15 protein-coding genes are annotated in these 17,279 nt (G+C 68.0%); 13 read left to right on the plus strand and 2 right to left on the minus strand.

Annotation, left to right across the window (positions count from 1 at the left end):
- Window positions 1-63: 63 nt before the first annotated feature.
- The 5 genes from BJQ95_RS08665 to leuA all read left to right on the plus strand — a co-directional run bounded on the left by BJQ95_RS08665 (window position 64) and on the right by leuA (window position 6,910).
- Window positions 64-2,028 carry a sensor histidine kinase gene (locus BJQ95_RS08665; protein WP_205750058.1) on the plus strand — a complete coding sequence of 655 codons (1,965 nt, stop codon included), beginning with the start codon at window positions 64-66 and terminating at the stop codon, window positions 2,026-2,028.
- 77 nt (window positions 2,029-2,105) lie between these two features.
- The gene (locus tag BJQ95_RS08670; RefSeq protein WP_130176863.1) at window positions 2,106-2,711 is read left to right on the plus strand and encodes a response regulator transcription factor; all 606 of its coding nucleotides are present in this window, start codon (window positions 2,106-2,108) and stop codon (window positions 2,709-2,711) included.
- A 113-nt stretch (window positions 2,712-2,824) separates the two neighbouring features.
- Window positions 2,825-3,586, plus strand: coding sequence for an ABC transporter ATP-binding protein (locus BJQ95_RS08675; protein ID WP_130176810.1), 762 nt, complete (start codon window positions 2,825-2,827; stop codon window positions 3,584-3,586).
- Window positions 3,583-4,992: an ABC transporter permease gene (locus BJQ95_RS08680; protein WP_130176811.1), complete on the plus strand. Its 1,410-nt coding sequence runs from the start codon at window positions 3,583-3,585 to the stop codon at window positions 4,990-4,992. The genes BJQ95_RS08675 and BJQ95_RS08680 overlap by 4 nt, the downstream gene beginning before the upstream one ends.
- A gap of 151 nt (window positions 4,993-5,143) precedes the next feature.
- Window positions 5,144-6,910: a 2-isopropylmalate synthase gene (gene leuA / locus BJQ95_RS08685; protein ID WP_130176812.1), complete on the plus strand. Its 1,767-nt coding sequence runs from the start codon at window positions 5,144-5,146 to the stop codon at window positions 6,908-6,910.
- An 81-nt stretch (window positions 6,911-6,991) separates the two neighbouring features.
- Here the strand turns inward: leuA and BJQ95_RS08690 are convergent, their stop codons facing one another.
- Window positions 6,992-7,612, minus strand: coding sequence for a hypothetical protein (locus tag BJQ95_RS08690; RefSeq protein WP_130176813.1), 621 nt, complete (start codon window positions 7,610-7,612; stop codon window positions 6,992-6,994).
- A 198-nt stretch (window positions 7,613-7,810) separates the two neighbouring features.
- Window positions 7,811-8,572 carry a trimeric intracellular cation channel family protein gene (locus BJQ95_RS08695; protein WP_205750059.1) on the minus strand — a complete coding sequence of 254 codons (762 nt, stop codon included), beginning with the start codon at window positions 8,570-8,572 and terminating at the stop codon, window positions 7,811-7,813.
- Between the two features lie 76 nt (window positions 8,573-8,648).
- Between BJQ95_RS08695 and recO the strand changes: the two genes are divergently transcribed.
- The 8 genes from recO to BJQ95_RS08735 all read left to right on the plus strand — a co-directional run bounded on the left by recO (window position 8,649) and on the right by BJQ95_RS08735 (window position 17,257).
- Complete coding sequence (recO, locus tag BJQ95_RS08700; RefSeq protein ID WP_130176814.1) at window positions 8,649-9,371, plus strand: DNA repair protein RecO; 723 nt, start codon at window positions 8,649-8,651, stop codon at window positions 9,369-9,371.
- Window positions 9,368-10,204: an isoprenyl transferase gene (locus tag BJQ95_RS08705; protein ID WP_130176815.1), complete on the plus strand. Its 837-nt coding sequence runs from the start codon at window positions 9,368-9,370 to the stop codon at window positions 10,202-10,204. The genes recO and BJQ95_RS08705 overlap by 4 nt, the downstream gene beginning before the upstream one ends.
- Before the next feature lie 39 nt (window positions 10,205-10,243).
- Window positions 10,244-10,963: a DsbA family protein gene (locus BJQ95_RS08710; RefSeq protein WP_130176816.1), complete on the plus strand. Its 720-nt coding sequence runs from the start codon at window positions 10,244-10,246 to the stop codon at window positions 10,961-10,963.
- The gene (locus BJQ95_RS08715; protein ID WP_256041595.1) at window positions 10,960-11,082 is read left to right on the plus strand and encodes a hypothetical protein; all 123 of its coding nucleotides are present in this window, start codon (window positions 10,960-10,962) and stop codon (window positions 11,080-11,082) included. The genes BJQ95_RS08710 and BJQ95_RS08715 overlap by 4 nt, the downstream gene beginning before the upstream one ends.
- Before the next feature lie 95 nt (window positions 11,083-11,177).
- Window positions 11,178-12,341 carry a tRNA dihydrouridine synthase DusB gene (dusB, locus tag BJQ95_RS08720; RefSeq protein WP_165384872.1) on the plus strand — a complete coding sequence of 388 codons (1,164 nt, stop codon included), beginning with the start codon at window positions 11,178-11,180 and terminating at the stop codon, window positions 12,339-12,341.
- Entirely contained in the window at window positions 12,334-13,614 is a 1,281-nt protein-coding gene (locus BJQ95_RS08725) for a deoxyguanosinetriphosphate triphosphohydrolase (RefSeq protein ID WP_240694643.1), read from the plus strand. The genes dusB and BJQ95_RS08725 overlap by 8 nt, the downstream gene beginning before the upstream one ends.
- Window positions 13,602-15,467, plus strand: a complete 1,866-nt coding sequence (dnaG, locus tag BJQ95_RS08730) for a DNA primase (RefSeq protein ID WP_130176819.1) — start codon at window positions 13,602-13,604, stop codon at window positions 15,465-15,467. The genes BJQ95_RS08725 and dnaG overlap by 13 nt, the downstream gene beginning before the upstream one ends.
- A 161-nt stretch (window positions 15,468-15,628) precedes the next feature.
- Window positions 15,629-17,257: an ABC transporter substrate-binding protein gene (locus BJQ95_RS08735; protein ID WP_130176820.1), complete on the plus strand. Its 1,629-nt coding sequence runs from the start codon at window positions 15,629-15,631 to the stop codon at window positions 17,255-17,257.
- Window positions 17,258-17,279: the final 22 nt, after the last annotated feature.

Raw genomic sequence — 17,279 nt, forward strand, 5'->3', positions numbered from 1 at the left:
ACGCCCGGATGATGTGACGCCCGGAACACGGAGGGTGCACCGAGAGAGCCCTACGCTGTATCCATGCCGGTTCCAGGGTTCTTCACGCGTACCGCCCCCCTCCGCTGGGCGCTGGAACCCGCGCTCGGCGTGATCTTCGCCCTGGCGTGGGGGACCCCCGCACTGTGGATGGGCCAGACGGCTGTGCTGTTGACGGTTTGGATGTTCGCGATCGCGGTGGGCCTGTCTCGCTTCGCCCCGCTGCTGGGCCTGGCCATCGGCGCCGTCGCGACAACGGCCGTGGTCACCGCCGGAACCGGCTATGTGTCATGGCCGGGCGCCGTACCGTTGCTTCTCACCTCCGGCTGCCTGGCGGTCTGGGGTGCCGGGCTTTACGGGCGGCGTGGGGTCAGGTTCGTCGGTCTGTCCGCAGCGCTTCTCCTCGGCATGCTCGTCACCGTCTTCCAGCTGCTGCCCCTCACCATGCCAAACCCCCAGGACCTGCCGACCACACTGAGGTTCCTCGGCGACCTGGGGTTCGGGCTCGCCGGAGGCTTCCTGGCCGCCCTCGCCCTGGTGGGCGGCTGGGCGCTGGCGCTGGTCGTGCGGGGCAGGGCCGATCGCCGGATGACCGCTGGGCCGGTTGATCCCGACGCCCTGACCCTGGAGACCTGGCTGATGCTCCCGCAGGGCGCACCGACGAGCACGGTGTCGTTCGGTATTCCTTTCCGAGGCCCCCTGGTCGCTCTGGTGGGTGACCTGTTCGGTGGCCGCACCGGCGGCCGGTTCGTTCTCCGGGCCGTCTCTCGGCGCACCCTCGCCGTCGATGTCGGAATCTCGGTCGCCTTCTTCCTCTTCTGCCTCATCCTCGACGCCGGCACTGGCGTCATGTCGTTCCTCGTACTGGTCGGCTTCACCACCGCCCTGGCCGTGCGCCGGCTGTCACCTGGCCTGGCGCTTACGCTCGCCTGGGTCAGCGCTCTCGCCCAGATGTTGGCGGGGCTGCCGGTGCTCATGGGCAACTTCGCGGTGCTCGCCGTGTTGTATGCCACGACGGCGTATGGCGGCAAGGTGCTGCGCTGGGCCGGCCTGGTCTGCGTCGGGGTCGGCGCCATACTCGCTGCGGCGTACATCGCCGTCGGACAGCGAGGCGTCCTGTCCGTCGGCGACGCCCTCGCGCAGGGCAACGCAGCCGACCTGGTGTGGTCCTTCGTCGTCACCCTGATCGCGAGCGTCGCGGTTCTGGGCCTCTCCTGGACCCTCGGACTACTCATGCGCACCTGGCAGACCGCCAGGGAGGGCCGACTCAGCCAGCACCGAGCCGTGGAGGAACAGCGCGTCGCCCAGCGCAGCGTGGTCGTTGAACAGGAACGCAACCGGATCGCCCGCGACATGCACGACGTCGTCGCCCACTCCCTGGCCGTGGTGATCGCCCAGGCCGACGGCGCCCGCTACGCCCGCGCTGCCAATCCCGAAGCCGTCGACGAGGCGCTCACAACGATCTCGAGCACGGCCAGGGAAGCTCTCGGCGACGTACGCATCCTGCTCACCCGGCTGCGCCAGGACGACGCCGCCGGACCGCAGCCGGTGCTGGCCGACCTCGACCGCCTGGTGACGCAGATGCAGAGCACCGGGCTCGACATCGAGTGGACGACGACCGGAACCCCCACCACCCTCGGGTCCGGTGCACAACTGGCGGTGTACCGGATCGTGCAGGAGGCCCTCACCAATGCCCTCCGCCACGGAGATGCGGATCGTTCGGTATATTTGACGCTCGCCTGGACGGAGGGATGGGTCGCGGTGACGATTGACAATGCGGTGGGCGTTGACTCCTCCACCGACCACTCGGGGGAGATCGGCCACGGCCTCCCTGGGATGCGGGAGCGGGCGCTCCTGGCCGGCGGATCCCTCGCCGCGGAGTCTATCGGCGACCGGTTCATCGTGGCCGCGCGACTCCCGGCCATCACCACCAACGCCCTGGCCCAGCCGGCGGCCACTCTCCCGGCAGACCAGGCCGCGGCCCTGGCCGCACCCGGAGCCGTGCAGTGAGCGAGGCGGCGGCGGCTCCCGCGCGCATCCGGGTGGGCCTGGTCGACGACCAGGCCCTCTTCCGGGCAGGCATCCGCATGCTGGTGTCCTCGCAGGCCGACCTCGAGTTCGTCGGCGAAGCCGGCAACGGCGCCGCCGGAGTCGCCATGGCCGCAGCGGTCAGCCCAGACGTGATCCTGATGGACATCCGGATGCCCGTGATGGACGGCATCGACGCCACCGCGGCGATCCTCGCGGCAGCCGACTCGGCCGGGACCATACCGCCTCGCATCGTGGTCCTCACCACCTTCGAACTCGACGAAAGCGCCGGCCGCGCCATCCGCGGCGGCGCCAGCGGCTTTCTGCTGAAAGACGCCGACCCGGAGTTCCTGCTGGCGGCGATCCGCACCGTGCACGCCGGCAGCGCCGTCATCGCCGCGTCGGCCACCCGGGAACTGTTCGCCCACTTCGACGCTCCCGAACCCGAGCGCGAGGAGCCGGAGGCCTTCGGCACCCTCACCAGCCGGGAACGCGAGATCTTCGCCCTCGCCGCACTGGGCCTGAGCAACGCCGAGATCGCGGCGGGGGAGTTCCTCAGCGAGGCCACGGTCAAGACCCACATCAGCCGGATCCTGGGCAAGCTCTCCCTGCGCGACCGTGTGCAGCTGGTGGTCTTCGCCTTCCAGCACCGCCTGACCTCCTAGCCGCCAAACACTCCCAGAGGATGACCCGGCGCGACCAGGGATCATCCGTGCGGCGGCCGCGATACCTCCACAGCCCGACGCGGTCGGACCCTGCGAATTCCTAGCCTGAAAGCATGGAAAACACACCCTCAGACCTCGGCCTCGCGGCCAGAGTGACCCACCTCGGAAAGACCTATGGCTCGTCGTCCACGGCGGTGACAGCCCTCGACGACGTCTCGATCGGCATCCGCCGTGGCCAGTTCACGGCCATCATGGGCCCGAGCGGCTCCGGAAAGTCGACGCTCATGCACATCATGGCCGGCCTGGACACCGCCACCTCCGGGCGCGCCTGGCTCGGCGACACCGAGATCAGCGGCCTCGCCGACGCCGCGCTCACCGTGCTCCGCCGGCGCCGGATCGGTTTCATCTTCCAGGCGTTCAACCTCGTGCCCACGCTCGACGTGCGCGGCAACATCCTGCTGCCGTTCGCGCTGGACGGCCGGAAGCCGAGCACCACCGAGAGCACCTGGATCGAACAGCTCATCGAGTCCCTCGGCCTGACCGACAGGCTCACCCACCGGCCGCACGAGCTCTCCGGCGGCCAGCAGCAGCGCGTCGCGATCGCCCGGGCCCTCGCGACCCGCCCGGAGCTGGTCTTCGCCGACGAGCCCACGGGCAACCTGGACTCCCGCACCGGTCGGGAGGTGCTCACTCTGCTCAAGGCAGCCAGCATCGGGTACGGCCAGAGCATAGCCATGGTCACCCACGATCCCGTCGCGGCTGCTTACGCCGACCGCATCCTCTTCCTGGCCGACGGCCGGGTGGTTGAGGATCGGGAGAAGTCCTCGGCCGAAGAGATCTCCCGCATCATGCTCGGCATGGAGCAGCGCGCATGAGCGCCGGTACCCGCTCACGCCGGAATGACCACGCCGGCCGCGGTGCGAGCGTGCTCGTGGCCGCCCTGGCCTCGGCCTTCGGCGTGGTCCTGCTCGAGGTCACGAGCGTCATCACCACAGTCCTGAACGCCTGGGGCGTGACGGAGATGGGATCGGTACGGATCACACTGACGATTGTTGCCGCCCTGTTCATCGCGATCGCCGTGTACGTCTCGGCGATCGTCACCACGAACACCGTGGCGACCATCATCGCCGGCCGCACCCGCACCATCGCCCTGATGCGCCTGATCGGGTCCAGCGCGGGCGCACAACGCCGGGCCGTGGCCACCGACGGCCTCGCCGTGGGGGCGATCGGCGCCGTCGCCGGCGCCGTGGCGGGCATCCTGCTCGGCTTCGTGGCACTGCGGATCCTGGTCGCCACCGACGTGCTGCCCGACGTCGCCTATTCCCTCATCCAGCCGGTGCTCGCCGTCCCGGTGATCGTGGTCGTCGTCTCCACCTGGGCCGCGGCCTGGGCGGGCTCACGCCGGGTGCTCAGCGTCAGTCCGATGCAGGCCGTCGGCGCGGCCGAGGAACGCTCAGTGGAGGAGGTGACCCGCCGGCCCAGGCGCGCGCGCATCGCGATACTCATGATGGGTTCGGGGGTGCTCCTCTTGCTCGCGGGGGTCGCCGTGGGACAGGAGTCACCACTGGGCGTGCTGATCGGCCTGGTCGGTGGCATCATCTCCTTCAGCGGGCTTGTTCTCGGGTCGCACCTGATCATGCCGCCGGTGCTGGCCCTGGTCGGCCGGGTCCTCGGTTCCAGCGCCCCGGCACGACTCGCAGCGGCCAACGCGCAACGCCACCCCGAGCGCAGCGCCAGGGCCACCATCGGCCTGGTGATCGGTGTGACGCTCATCACGATGTTCGCCGTGGCCGGCTCGACCATGGAAGTCATGATGCAGCGGACCATGGAGGACCCGGAAGCCCGGGCGGCGATCAGTGAGTCGGTATCGGTCACGCTGGCGGTGATCTCGGTTCTGGTCGGGTTCAGCGCCCTCATCGCCGCGGTGGGCATGGTCAACAACCTGGCGCAGAGCGTGCTGCAACGCTCCCGCGAGATCGGACTGTTGCGCGCTCTGGGATTCACCGCCGTCCAGGTGCGTTGGATGATCCTGGCCGAGAGCCTGCAGATGGCCGCGGCCGCCGTCGCCTTCGGCCTGGTCCTCGGTGTGTTCTACGGCTGGGCCGCCGCCCAGGCCCTGTTCGGCTGGTCCTCCGAGGGCGGCATCATCGCGCCCGCCGTGCCCTGGCTGCTGGTCGTGCTCAGCGTGGTCGGCACCGTGCTGCTCGCCGTCGTGGCGAGCCTCGTGCCGGCCCGCCGGGCCGTCTCCGTGGCTCCCGTGACGGCCCTGGCTGCCGCGTGAGCCAGGTGACCGCACGGCAAAACGGTGTTAGCCTCGGTGTGTGCTGTTCGGTCTGCTCCTCCTTAGCTGCCGCGACGAGTCCTAATCTGAGGCCTCACTCGTCGCGGAGTTCGTCGTCGGCTGACCACCACTCGCGAGGAGACACCAGACCATGAAGAACAATCAAGCCGCATCGGGCATGCCGGTGCACAAGTACCGCCCGTACCAGGACACGTTCCGGGTCGACCTAAGCGATCGCACCTGGCCGGCGAACCGCATCACCGAGGCCCCGCGGTGGTGCGCCGTGGACCTGCGCGACGGCAACCAGGCGCTCATCGACCCGATGAGCCCCGAGCGCAAGCGGATCATGTTCGACCTGCTGGTGCGGATGGGCTACAAGGAAATCGAGGTCGGCTTCCCGTCGGCGAGCCAGACCGACTTCGACTTCGTGCGCAGCCTCATCGAGGACGGCGCCATCCCGGACGACGTCACCATCCAGGTGCTGACCCAGGCACGTGAGCACCTGATCCGCCGCACCTACGAGTCCATCATCGGTGCGAAGCAGGCCATCGTGCACCTGTACAACTCCACCAGCGTGCTGCAGCGTGAGGTGGTGTTCCGCGAGGACAAGCAGGGCATCATCGACCTGGCCCTGTTCGGCGCCCGCACCTGCCGGGCGCTCGAGGCGACCGTGCCCGGCACCACGGTCTACTACGAGTACTCGCCGGAGAGCTTCACCGGTACCGAACTCGAATTCGCCGTTGACATCACCAATCAGGTCATCGAGATCTTCGAACCGACGCCGGAGCGGAAGGTCATTGTCAACCTGCCGGCAACGGTCGAGATGGCCACGCCCAACGTCTACGCCGACTCGATCGAATGGATGAGCCGGCACCTGGCGCACCGCGAGAACGTGATCCTGTCCCTGCACCCGCACAACGACCGCGGTACCGCGATCGCGGCCGCGGAGCTGGGCTACCTGGCCGGCGCCGACCGTATCGAGGGCTGCCTGTTCGGCAACGGCGAGCGCACCGGAAACGTCGACCTGGTGGCGCTGGGCATCAACCTGTTCACCCAGGGCATCGACCCCCAGATCGACTTCGGCAACATCGACGAGGTCAAGCGCACCGCGGAGTATTGCAACCAGCTTCCCGTTCCCGAACGCAGCCCCTGGGCCGGCGACCTGGTCTTCACGGCCTTCAGCGGCTCCCACCAGGACGCGATCAAGAAGGGCTTCGAGGCCATGGCCGCCGAAGCCGCCACGACCGGACGGAGCGTGGACGACCTGGTCTGGGCGGTGCCGTACCTGCCCATAGACCCCAAGGACCTGGGCCGCAGCTACGAGGCCGTCATCCGGGTCAACTCGCAGTCGGGCAAGGGCGGCGTGGCGTACCTGCTCAAGACCGACCACCACCTCGACCTGCCGCGCAAGCTGCAGATCGAGTTCTCCGGCGTGGTGCAGGCCAAGACCGACGCCGACGGCGGTGAGGTCACCAGCGAGCAGATCTGGGACATCTTCAACGACGAGTACCTGCCCGCCCTCCACACCAACCCGGATGCGAAGTGGGGCCGGTTCGAGTTGTTCTCCACCCGCACCTCCAGCGACCTGGCCGGCGCCGTCGACCTCACGGTGGACCTGCGCGACTCCGACACCGTCGCGCCCGCCACGGCCACCGGAAACGGTCCGATCGCGGCATTCCTGGGCGTGATGGCCGACCGGGGCATCGCCATCACCCTGTACGACTACGTTGAGCACGCCATGTCGGCCGGCGGGGATGCCACCGCGGCGGCCTACGTCGAGCTCGACGTGAATGGCAAGCGGTTCTGGGGTGTCGGCATCGACCCCGACATTTCCACGGCATCCCTGAAGGCCGTGGTCTCGGCGGTCAACCGCGGGATCCGGGCCGAATCCGGCGACCGGGAGATGGCAGCCGTCTAGGGCCTGGCCCAGTCAGAAACGACACCGGTCAGACTGAGTCTGACCGGTGTCGATGTGTCTGCACCGTTGTGTTTGCGCTGCTCAGACCCGCATGGCCCGCCGCGCCTCGGCCGGCGTCAGCGGCTGCGGTGCGGGCACGGGCTCGCCGGCCGGCTTGCCCAGCACCGCCGTGCAGTCGTCGATCGCCTGCGCCAACAGGTCGTGAAGCCGCTCGTCGGTGTCGGGAATGCACGCCTCGGCGATGCCCTGCACCGTGATGCGGATGATCGACTCCGCGGTGCGGTCGGTGAACCGGGTCCGCGACCACGATCCGACCGAGCCCATGAACTCCCGCGCCCAACGTTCGGTCTGCGGTGCCTTGTCAAACGCCGCCCGCACCTGGTCGGACACATCGATCGGGGGTCCTTCTGAGGCCCGCGCCAGGTGGCGCTGACAGTTGAGGATGCCCACGGCCAGGGCCCGCTGGTGATCGGCGCTGACCACCGGCAGACCGGCCGTCGCGGCACGGAGTGCCACGACGAGACGAATGCGCTGGTCGTCGCCGCGCAGCCCGATCACGGAGGGGATCAACACCATCAGACGGCTTCTGGCGTCATCGGACGTGCAGTCGTTGACCATACGTGCCAGCGAGGCCAAAACCGGGTGGGTGCAGGCCGGATGATCGCTCCACGCCTCACCGGAGAGATGCGACGCGAACTCCATGAAGCACGCTCCACTGCGTGGGGACTTGTGTTTGCCCCGGGAAAGGACAGGCAACAGTTCGGGCGCAGTGCCCTCGAATCGTTTCATGGAGTACCTCCCTGCGACGTGGTTGTGCCTCAATACTGACCCCAGATGCGGGTTAAGGCGAGGCCAAAACCGCTCGGAATGATAAATCCTCAGAAAACGGTGAGGGTTCGGTCAGCGGTCCCCGGTGAGGGTCGGTTCCTCGGCAGGTTCCGGGGCGGGTTCCGGGGCGGTCCGGACCCGTCGCAGGGGCCAGACCCGCAGCGGCGGGATGGGACCCCGCCGACGCCAGTGCGGCCAGCTGCCGATGGCCCGCTGCTGCGGCAGGCTCCAGCCGAACCGGGCCGCGAGGACCCTGATGACCGTCGTCGCGACCACGCAGATCATCGCCGCCACGGTGATCTGCATCTCGAACGCCACCAGGACGACCAGAAGCCCGCACCCAGCAAGCGCGGCGGCCGCGTACAACGACCCGACGTGCATCACGGCTATCGGCACGTTGAGCATCATGTCCCGCAGCACCGACCCGCCCACGGCGGAGACCACCCCGACGAACAGCGCCGGGATCTCCGGCAGGCCGGCCGCGAGGGCCTTGGTCGTGCCGATCACGCCGAACAGGCCGATCGTCACGGCATCCAGGGTGATGATCAGGGCGCCGAGCCGGTTGAACAGGCTCTGCAGCAGCATCCCCAGCAGCGCGAACACCGCGGCGACGGGTAGGTACCAGTTGCTCAGCAGCGCGGCCGGAACCCCGCCGAGCAGGATGTCGCGGAGCAGACCGCCTCCCAGCCCCACCGTGATGCCGATGATCGAGATGCCCAGGAGGTCCATCCGGCGGTCGGTGAACCGGCCGGCGAACATCGCCCCCTGGATCGCGCCGATGGCGACGGCGACGAGGTCGATCCAGAGCGGAATGGCGAAAAGCGGAGTGGGCACCGTCAATACCTACCACGGTGAACAACTCCTCCGGCGCGGGCGTCGGCATCCCGCCGCCGGGGTGGGAGAATTGACCGTGCCCGTTTATCGTGATGAAGCCGTCGTGCTGCGCACCCACAAGCTGGGTGAAGCCGACCGGATCATCACGCTGCTCACCCGCCAGCACGGCAAGGTGCGCGCGGTGGCCAAGGGCGTGCGCCGCACGGCGTCGAAATTCGGCGCCAGGCTGGAACCCTTCATGGTCGTCGACGTGCAGCTCTACATCGGCCGCAGCCTCGACATCGTCAACCAGGCCGAGTCGATCGGCTCCTACGGGGCCGTGATCACCGCCGACTACGGCAGTTACACCGCCGCCAGCGCCATGGTCGAGACCGCGGACAAACTCACCGAATCGGAAGGGTCCCTGCAGCAGTACCTGCTGCTTGTCGGGGCGCTGCGCTCACTGTCCAGGCATGAGCACGGCTCCGGCGCCACCCTGAACTCCTACCTGCTGCGGTCCCTCTCAATGGCCGGCTGGGCGCCCAGCTTCCAGGCCTGCGCCCGCTGCGGCGCGCCGGGGCCGCACTCGGCGTTCGTGGCCCAGGTCGGTGGCATCGTCTGCGACAACTGCGCCGCCCCGGGCTCACCCCGCCTCGCCCCCGACACCATCGCCCTGCTCAGCGCCCTGCTCACCGGGGACTGGGCGTACACGGCCGAGGCCTCAGACACCACCCACGCCCAGGCCACCGGGGTCGTCGCCGCATACACGCAGTGGCACCTCGGACGCGGCCTACGATCACTGGAGCACGTGCGCCCATGACGCCCAACCCCTTCCGTTCCGCCGCGAACAGCTCAGGCACTCCGTTCACCCACAAAGACGCCGTGCCGTTCAAACCGGTGGACTGGACCGGACTCTACCCGCCGGCGCTGCCCACCAGGGTGGTGCCAGAGCACGTCGCCGTGGTGATGGACGGCAACGGCCGCTGGGCCAACGCCAGGGGACTCTCCAGGGTCGAGGGCCACAAGGCCGGCGAGGCCGCGCTGCTCGACGTGGTCGCCGGGGCGATCCAGATCGGCGTCAAGCACATCAGCGTGTATGCGTTCTCCACCGAGAACTGGAAGCGCTCACCCGACGAGGTGCGGTTCCTGATGGGCTTCAACCGGGACGTGCTGCACCGCCGCCGCGACCAGCTCAACGACTGGGGTGTGCGGGTGCGCTGGGCGGGCCGGAAACCCAAGCTGTGGGCATCCGTGATCAACGAGCTGCAGTTCGCGGAGAAGCTCACCGCAGGCAACGATGTGCTCACTTTGACCATGTGCGTCAACTACGGCGGCCGCACCGAGATTGCGGATGCCGTGCGGGCGCTGGCCGAAGACGTCGCCGCCGGCCGGCTCAAGCCCTCCGGCATCACCGAGAAGTCCATCCAACGGCACCTGTACACCTCCACGCGGCCTGACGTCGACCTGTTCGTGCGCAGCTCGGGGGAGCAGCGCACCAGCAACTTCCTGCTCTGGCAGAGCGCCTACGCCGAGATGGTGTTCCTGGACACCCTCTGGCCTGACTTCTCCCGGGTGGACCTCTGGCACGCGATCGAGCTCTACGCCGCCAGGAACCGCCGCTACGGCGGCGCCGTGGACACGCCCACCGCCTGAGCGGGAATAACTGGAGGGCCAGCTCGGGTTAGCCTCCTCGTGAGCGAAACCATCAAAGTAGACATCTGGTCCGACGTACAGTGCCCCTGGTGCTATATCGGCAAACGCAAGTTCGAGGCCGGCGTCGCCGCCTTCGGCGACGAGGTCGAGGTGGAGTACCACTCCTTCGAACTCGCCCCGGACACCCCCGTCGATTTTTCGGGCAGCCCGATCGACTACCTCAGTGAGCGTAAGGGCATCCCCGTGCCGCAGGTGCTGGAGATGCTGGAGCGCGTCACCGGCATCGCCGAGAGCGTCGGCCTGCACTACGACTACGACTCCGTGCACCAGACCAACACCATCAAGGCACACGAGCTGCTGCACTATGCCAAGGCGCACGGGCTGCAGCTGCAGATGAAGGAGAGCCTGCTCAAGACCTACTTCGTCGACGGCGGCCACGTCGGCCGCATCGAGGACCTCGCCGACCTCGCCGCAACGGTGGGCCTGGACCGCTCCGACGTGCTGCGCTCCCTGACCGACAACGAGTACCTCGCCGCGGTCAAGGCCGACGTCGACCAAGCCGCCCAGTACGGCATCCAGGGGGTGCCCTTTTTCGTGATCGACGGAAAGTACGGCATCTCCGGCGCCCAGGACCCTGATACCTTTGCGCAAGCCCTCCGCCAGGTGCGGGGCGAAAAAGCAGCAGCAGCGACCAGCACGTCCATGAGCACAGAGTCCATGAGTACAGAGTCCATGACCACAGAGGAGACCCACGCATGAGCGAGAACACCACCGGCACTGTCGCCTCAACGCCCACCGCGCCCCGCCCGATCATCCAGCTGCTCGAGCAGGACGACACTGCCGGCGGATGCTGCGGCGGCGGTTCCTGCGGTATCTAGCCGTCACTCCGCCTGAGCCATGCCCGGTCGTCGGTTTTCCACCGATGGCCGGGCGTGGCGTCCGGACACAGCCGGGTCTGGGAGAATTGCACAAGATGAACACTTCGACTCCCACGCAGAATCTGCTGTCCCCGCTTCAAATCGGCGACATCGAGCTTGACGTGCCGGTGGTGCTCGCCCCCATGGCCGGCATCACCAACACCGCCTTCCGCCGGCTCTGCCGCGAATACGGCGCTGGCCTCTACGTCAGTGAAATGATCACCTCCAGGGCGCTCGTCGAGCGCACCCCGGAGTCGATGCGCCTGATCACGCACCACGAGAGCGAGACGACCCGCTCCATCCAGCTGTACGGCGTCGACCCGAAGACGGTGTCAGAGGCCGTCACCATGCTCGTTGCGGAGGACCGCGCCGACCACATCGACCTGAACTTCGGCTGCCCGGTGCCCAAGGTCACCCGCAAGGGCGGCGGCGCGGCCCTGCCGTGGAAGATCACCCTGTTCCGCGAAATCGTCGAAGCCGCCGTCGCCGCAGCCGGACACATCCCGCTCACCGTCAAGATGCGCAAGGGCATCGATTCCGACCACCTCACCTACCTCGAGGCCGGACGGGTCGCTGAGGGAGCCGGTGTCGCCGCGATCGCGTTGCACGCCCGAACCGCCGCTGATTACTACTCCGGCCACGCCGACTGGTCGGCCATCGCCACCCTGAAGAACGCCATCACCAGCGTGCCGGTTCTCGGGAACGGCGACATCTGGTCTGCCGCCGATGCCCTGCGCATGGTCGATGAGACCGGCTGCGACGGCGTCGTGGTCGGCCGCGGCTGCCTCGGCCGCCCGTGGCTGTTCGGCGATCTCGCCGCCGCGTTCCGCGGCGACGTGCTCAAAGCCGAACCCACCCTCGGTCAGGTCGCGGATGCGTTCCACCGGCACGCCGAACTGCTCACCGAGTTCTTCGACAGTGAAGAACGCGCCTGCCGCGACGTGCGCAAGCACGTGGCCTGGTACTTCAAGGGGTACCCCGTCGGCGGTGACCTGCGCGCCAGCCTCGCCTCCGTCGTCTCACTCGAGCAGCTCGACGAACTGCTCGCGACGATGGACCCTGACCAGCCCTACCCGGGCATCGGCGCCGAAGGCCAACGCGGCCGCGCCGGCAGCCCCAAGAAGACCTCGCTGCCCGAACGCTGGCTCGACTCGCGCGATATCGCCGGGGCCGAGCGCAGTAACCTCACCGAGGGCGAAGGGGACACCAGCGGTGGTTAATCAGACCGGCTACAGCATCCACGACGAAGCACGATTCCGTCCGGAAGAGCACGACTCGAGCCGCAGCGATTTCGCCCGCGACCGGGCCAGGCTGCTGCATTCCAGCGCGTTGCGCCGCCTGGCCGCGAAGACCCAGGTGCTCAGTCCCGCCGCCGGCCTGGACTTCGCCCGAAACCGGCTCACCCACTCGCTCGAGGTCGCCCAGATCGGTCGGGAGCTGGCGCTCCGCCTGGCGCTGGACCCGGACATCGTCGATACCGCCTGCCTCGCCCACGACATCGGCCATCCGCCCTTCGGCCACAACGGCGAAAAAGCCCTGAACACCTGGGCGGCCGATATCGGCGGCTTCGAGGGCAACGCGCAGACCCTGCGCCTGCTCAGCCGGCTCGAACCCAAGGTCTTCGGTGACAACGGTGAAAGCTTCGGGCTCAACCTCACCCGCGCCAGCCTGGACGCCAGCTGCAAGTACCCGTGGGCGGCAGACTCCTCCGTGTCCGACCCGAGCGGCCGGGCCAAGTTCGGGTTCTACGAGGACGACCGGGCCGCCTTCGAGTGGTTGCGGGACGGTGCGCCTGCCCGGCAGCTCTGCGTCGAAGCGCAGGTGATGGACCTCTCCGACGACATCGCCTATTCGGTGCACGACTTCGAGGATGCCGTCGTCGGCGGCTACCTGGACGTGGAACTTCTGGGCAGCCGCAGCGAGCACGCCGCCCTGGTCACCTCGATGTACGAGTGGACCGGCGGGCAGTTCAGCCACGACGAGCTCATGGCCGCGTACGACAGGCTTGACGCCCTGGACGTCTGGGTGCGCGGCTGGGACGCCGGCCGGCGAGACCAGGGTCGGCTGAAGAACCTGACCAGCCAGCTGATCGGCCGGTTCAGCGGTACGGCGGTCTCGGCCACCCGGGCCGCATACCCCGACAGGCACCTGATCCGCTTCTCAGCCCACGTCGTCGTTCCGCGCGAGGTTCAGGCCGAGATCGGTGTGCTCAAGGGCATCGTGGCCGCGTTCGTGATGTCCACCCATGTGCGCCAGCCGCTCTACGTCGAGCAGCGTGAAACCCTTACCTACCTGGCCGACACCCTGCTGGACACCGGCGACGAGCACCTGGATCCCGGCTTCAGGGAAGACTGGGCAGCGGCCCCTGACGACTCCGCGCGGAAACGCGTGATCGTCGACCAGGTAGCCAGTCTCACCGACCAGAGCGCGATCGCGCTGCACCGCCGCCTGCACCTCACCCGGGAGGTGAGGATGGAGCCATGGCAGGTCTGATCCGTCAGGGCGATATCGAAGAGGTCAAGGCGCGCACGAATATCGCCGATATCATCAGCGATTACGTAACCCTCAAGTCCGCGGGTGTCGGCTCGATGAAGGGACTGTGCCCGTTTCACGATGAGCGCAGCCCGAGCTTCCATGTGCGACCGCAGGTCGGTTTCTACCACTGCTTCGGGTGCGGAGAGAGCGGCGACGTCTACTCCTTCTTGCAGAAGATGGACCACGTCAGCTTCAGCGAGGCCGTCGAACGGCTCGCCGGTCGGGCCGGCATGGAACTGCACTACGAGGGCGGTGACGGTGGCGCCCCCGACCACACCAACCGGGCCCGCCTGTACGCGGCCAATCAGGCCGCCGCGGACTTCTTCGTCGACAAGCTCGGCAGTCCAGGAGCGCAGGTGGGGCGCACCTTCCTCGGAGAACGGGGCTTCGACGCCCAGGCCGCCGCCCGCTTCGGGGTCGGATTCGCGCCGAAGAGCTGGGACGAACTGACCACGCACCTCCGCGGCAAGGGCTTCTCCACCGAGGAACTCACCCTCGCCGGCCTCGTTTCGAGCCGGGAGGGGTCCAGTGGCGTCTACGACAGGTTCCGCGGCCGGCTGGTCTGGCCCATCCGCGACATCACCGGGCAGACCATCGGCTTCGGCGCGCGCAAGCTGCTCGACGACGACAAGGGCCCCAAGTACCTGAACACCCCCGAAACCCCGATCTACCACAAGGCCCAGGTGCTCTACGGGCTCGACCTGGCCAAACGGGACATCTCACGCGGCCACCAGGTCGTGGTCGTCGAGGGATACACCGACGTGATGGCCTGCCACCTCGCCGGGGTGACCACGGCCGTCGCCACCTGCGGCACGTCCTTCGGTGTCGACCACATCAAGGTGCTGCGCCGAGTGCTCGGCGACGACAGCGGCGTCGGCGAGGTCGTCTTCACCTTCGACCCCGACGCGGCCGGTCAGAAGGCCGCCGTGCGCGCTTTCGCCGAGGAACAACGATTCAGCGCGCAGACCTTCGTGGCCGTCGCCCCCGAGGGGCTGGACCCCTGCGACCTGCGCCTGCACCGCGGCGACGACGCGGTGCGCCGTCTGGTCGAGTCCAAGAAGCCGATGTTCGAGTTCATGATCCGTCAGCTGCTGGCCCAGTACAACCTGGACACCGTCGAAGGACGGGTCTCCGCCCTGCGTGCGGCAGCCCCGGTCGTCAGCGACATCCGGGACCCGTCACTCCGGCCCGGCTACACCCATGAGCTCTCCAGGATGCTCGGCATGGACCTCGGCGAAGTGTCCCGGGCCGTTGGCCAGGCCCAGGCGAGGTCCCGCACCGCGCCCGCCCAGGAACCTCGCCGGGCCGGGGAGCCGGCAGCCGCGCCGCGCGAGCGCCTCTTCGCTCTGGCGGACCTGCCCGCGGACCCGGTCACCCGGATCGAACGCGACGCGCTGATGGCGATGCTGCAGCACCCGACCCTGGTGGGCCTGGACCTTGTGCAACGCGCCGTGTCCACCGTGATGACCAACTCCACCCTCGCCGTGGTCAGGGACGCCCTCGCGACGGCCCTCTCGCACGCCGCCGCGCCGGACTGGCTCGAACGGGTCGTCGCGGAGACCCCGGCGCCCCTGGCGAACCTGGTGACCGAACTAGCCATGGCGCCCCTGCCCGAGCGCACCGAGCGCGAGGTGACGCGGTACGTCCGAGACATCACCATTGTGCTGATCGAGAAGGACCTGCTGCGCCAGAAAGCCGAACTGCTCGGCCGCCTGCAACGGGCGGATTCGACCAACCGTGAGGTCTACGTCGCCATCCAGCGCGAACTCGTGCGGGTCGAAGCCGAACGGCGCAACCTCCGCGTTGAGTGAGCGGCTTCGTATATTGCGGGTCTATTAAGATGCATCGCGGAATGGCCGTTTGGCGCGCATAGTGTGCTAATTCTTGGTTTACAGCAACGCATATCTGCGATCGACTTCAGATACGCGAAATTCGCCAAGACCCACACACCTTGAGGAAGAGGCATTCGACTATGGCTTTTGAACCCACCAGGCGTGGCCGCGCGGTCGGCGTCGCCGCCGGTCTCGCCGCCGCGGCACTCGTTCTCGCCGGCTGCTCAGGCACCCCGGCCGAGGATGCCGGCAGCGCTCCGCTCACCATCGGCACCACCGACAAGGTCACCACGCTCGACCCCGCCGGCTCGTATGACAACGGATCCTTCGCCGTACAGAACCAGGTCTTCCCGTTCCTCATGAACACCCCATACGGCAGCCCCGACGTGGAGCCTGACATCGCGGAGTCCGCCGAGTTCACCGCGCAGACGCAGTACACGGTCACCCTCAAGCCCGACCTGGTCTGGGCCAACGGCAACGAGCTGACCTCCTCAGACGTCAAGTTCTCCTTCGACCGCCAGTTGGCCATCGCCGCCGACAACGGTCCCTCCTCGCTGCTCTACAACCTGGAGAGCGTCGACACCCCCGACGACACCACCGTCGTGTTCAACCTGATCGCCCCCGACGACCAGATCTTCCCGCAGATCCTGTCCAGCCCCGCCGGTCCGATCGTCGACGAGGAATCCTTCTCGGCAACCGAACTCACCAGCGACGACGACATCGTCGAGGCCAACGCCTTCGCCGGTCAGTACGTGATCACCAGCTACGACTTCAACAACCTCATCGGCTACAAGGCCAACCCGGACTACGCCGGGCTGCTCGGACCGGCCAAGACCGACGTCGTGAACGTGAAGTACTTCGCCGATTCCTCCAACCTCAAGCTCGAGGTGCAGGAGGGCGGCATCGATGTGGCCTTCCGGAGCCTGTCTGCGACAGACATCGAAGATCTCCGTGGCAACGACAACGTCAAGGTCGTCGACGGACCCGGCGGCGAGATCCGCTACATCACGTTCAACTTCGACACCCAGCCGTTCGGCGCAACGACGGCCGACGCCGACCCGGCCAAGTCCCTCGCCGTGCGCCAGGCTGTTGCCGACCTCGTCGACCGCGAAGAGCTCGCCGACCAGGTGTACAAGGGCACCTACACGCCGCTGTACTCCTACGTCCCGGCCGGTCTGACCGGTGCGACCGAGTCCCTCATGGGCCTCTACGGCGACGGCAACGGCGCTCCGGATGTCGACAAGGCCACGGCCACCCTCACCGCAGCCGGCATCACCGAGCCCGTTGAGCTGAACCTGCAGTACAGCAACGACCACTACGGTCCCTCTTCGGGCGACGAGTACGCGCTGATCAAGGACCAGCTGGAGTCGAGCGGACTGTTCACGGTGAACCTGCAGACCACCGAGTGGGTGCAGTACTCCAAGGACCGTTCAAGCGACGTGTACCCCGCCTACCAGCTCGGCTGGTTCCCGGACTACTCCGACGCGGACAACTACTTGACCCCGTTCTTCCTCACGGAGAACTTCCTCAAGAACCACTACGTCGACCAGGAGGTCAACGACCTGATCCTCCAGCAGGCTGTGACCGTCGATCCCGACGCCCGCACCGCGCTTCTCGAAGAGATCCAGGACAAGGTCGCAGCCCAGCTGTCGACCGTGCCCCTGCTGCAGGGTGCCCAGGTCGCCGTGACCGGTACAACGGTCACCGGTGCCAGCGACACGCTCGACGCGTCGTTCAAGTTCCGGTACGCGGCCCTCGCCAAGGGCTAGGCTCACAGGTTTCACCTAGCTA

The sequence above is a fragment of the Cryobacterium sp. SO1 genome (assembly GCF_004210215.2).
Classification (GTDB): domain Bacteria; phylum Actinomycetota; class Actinomycetes; order Actinomycetales; family Microbacteriaceae; genus Cryobacterium.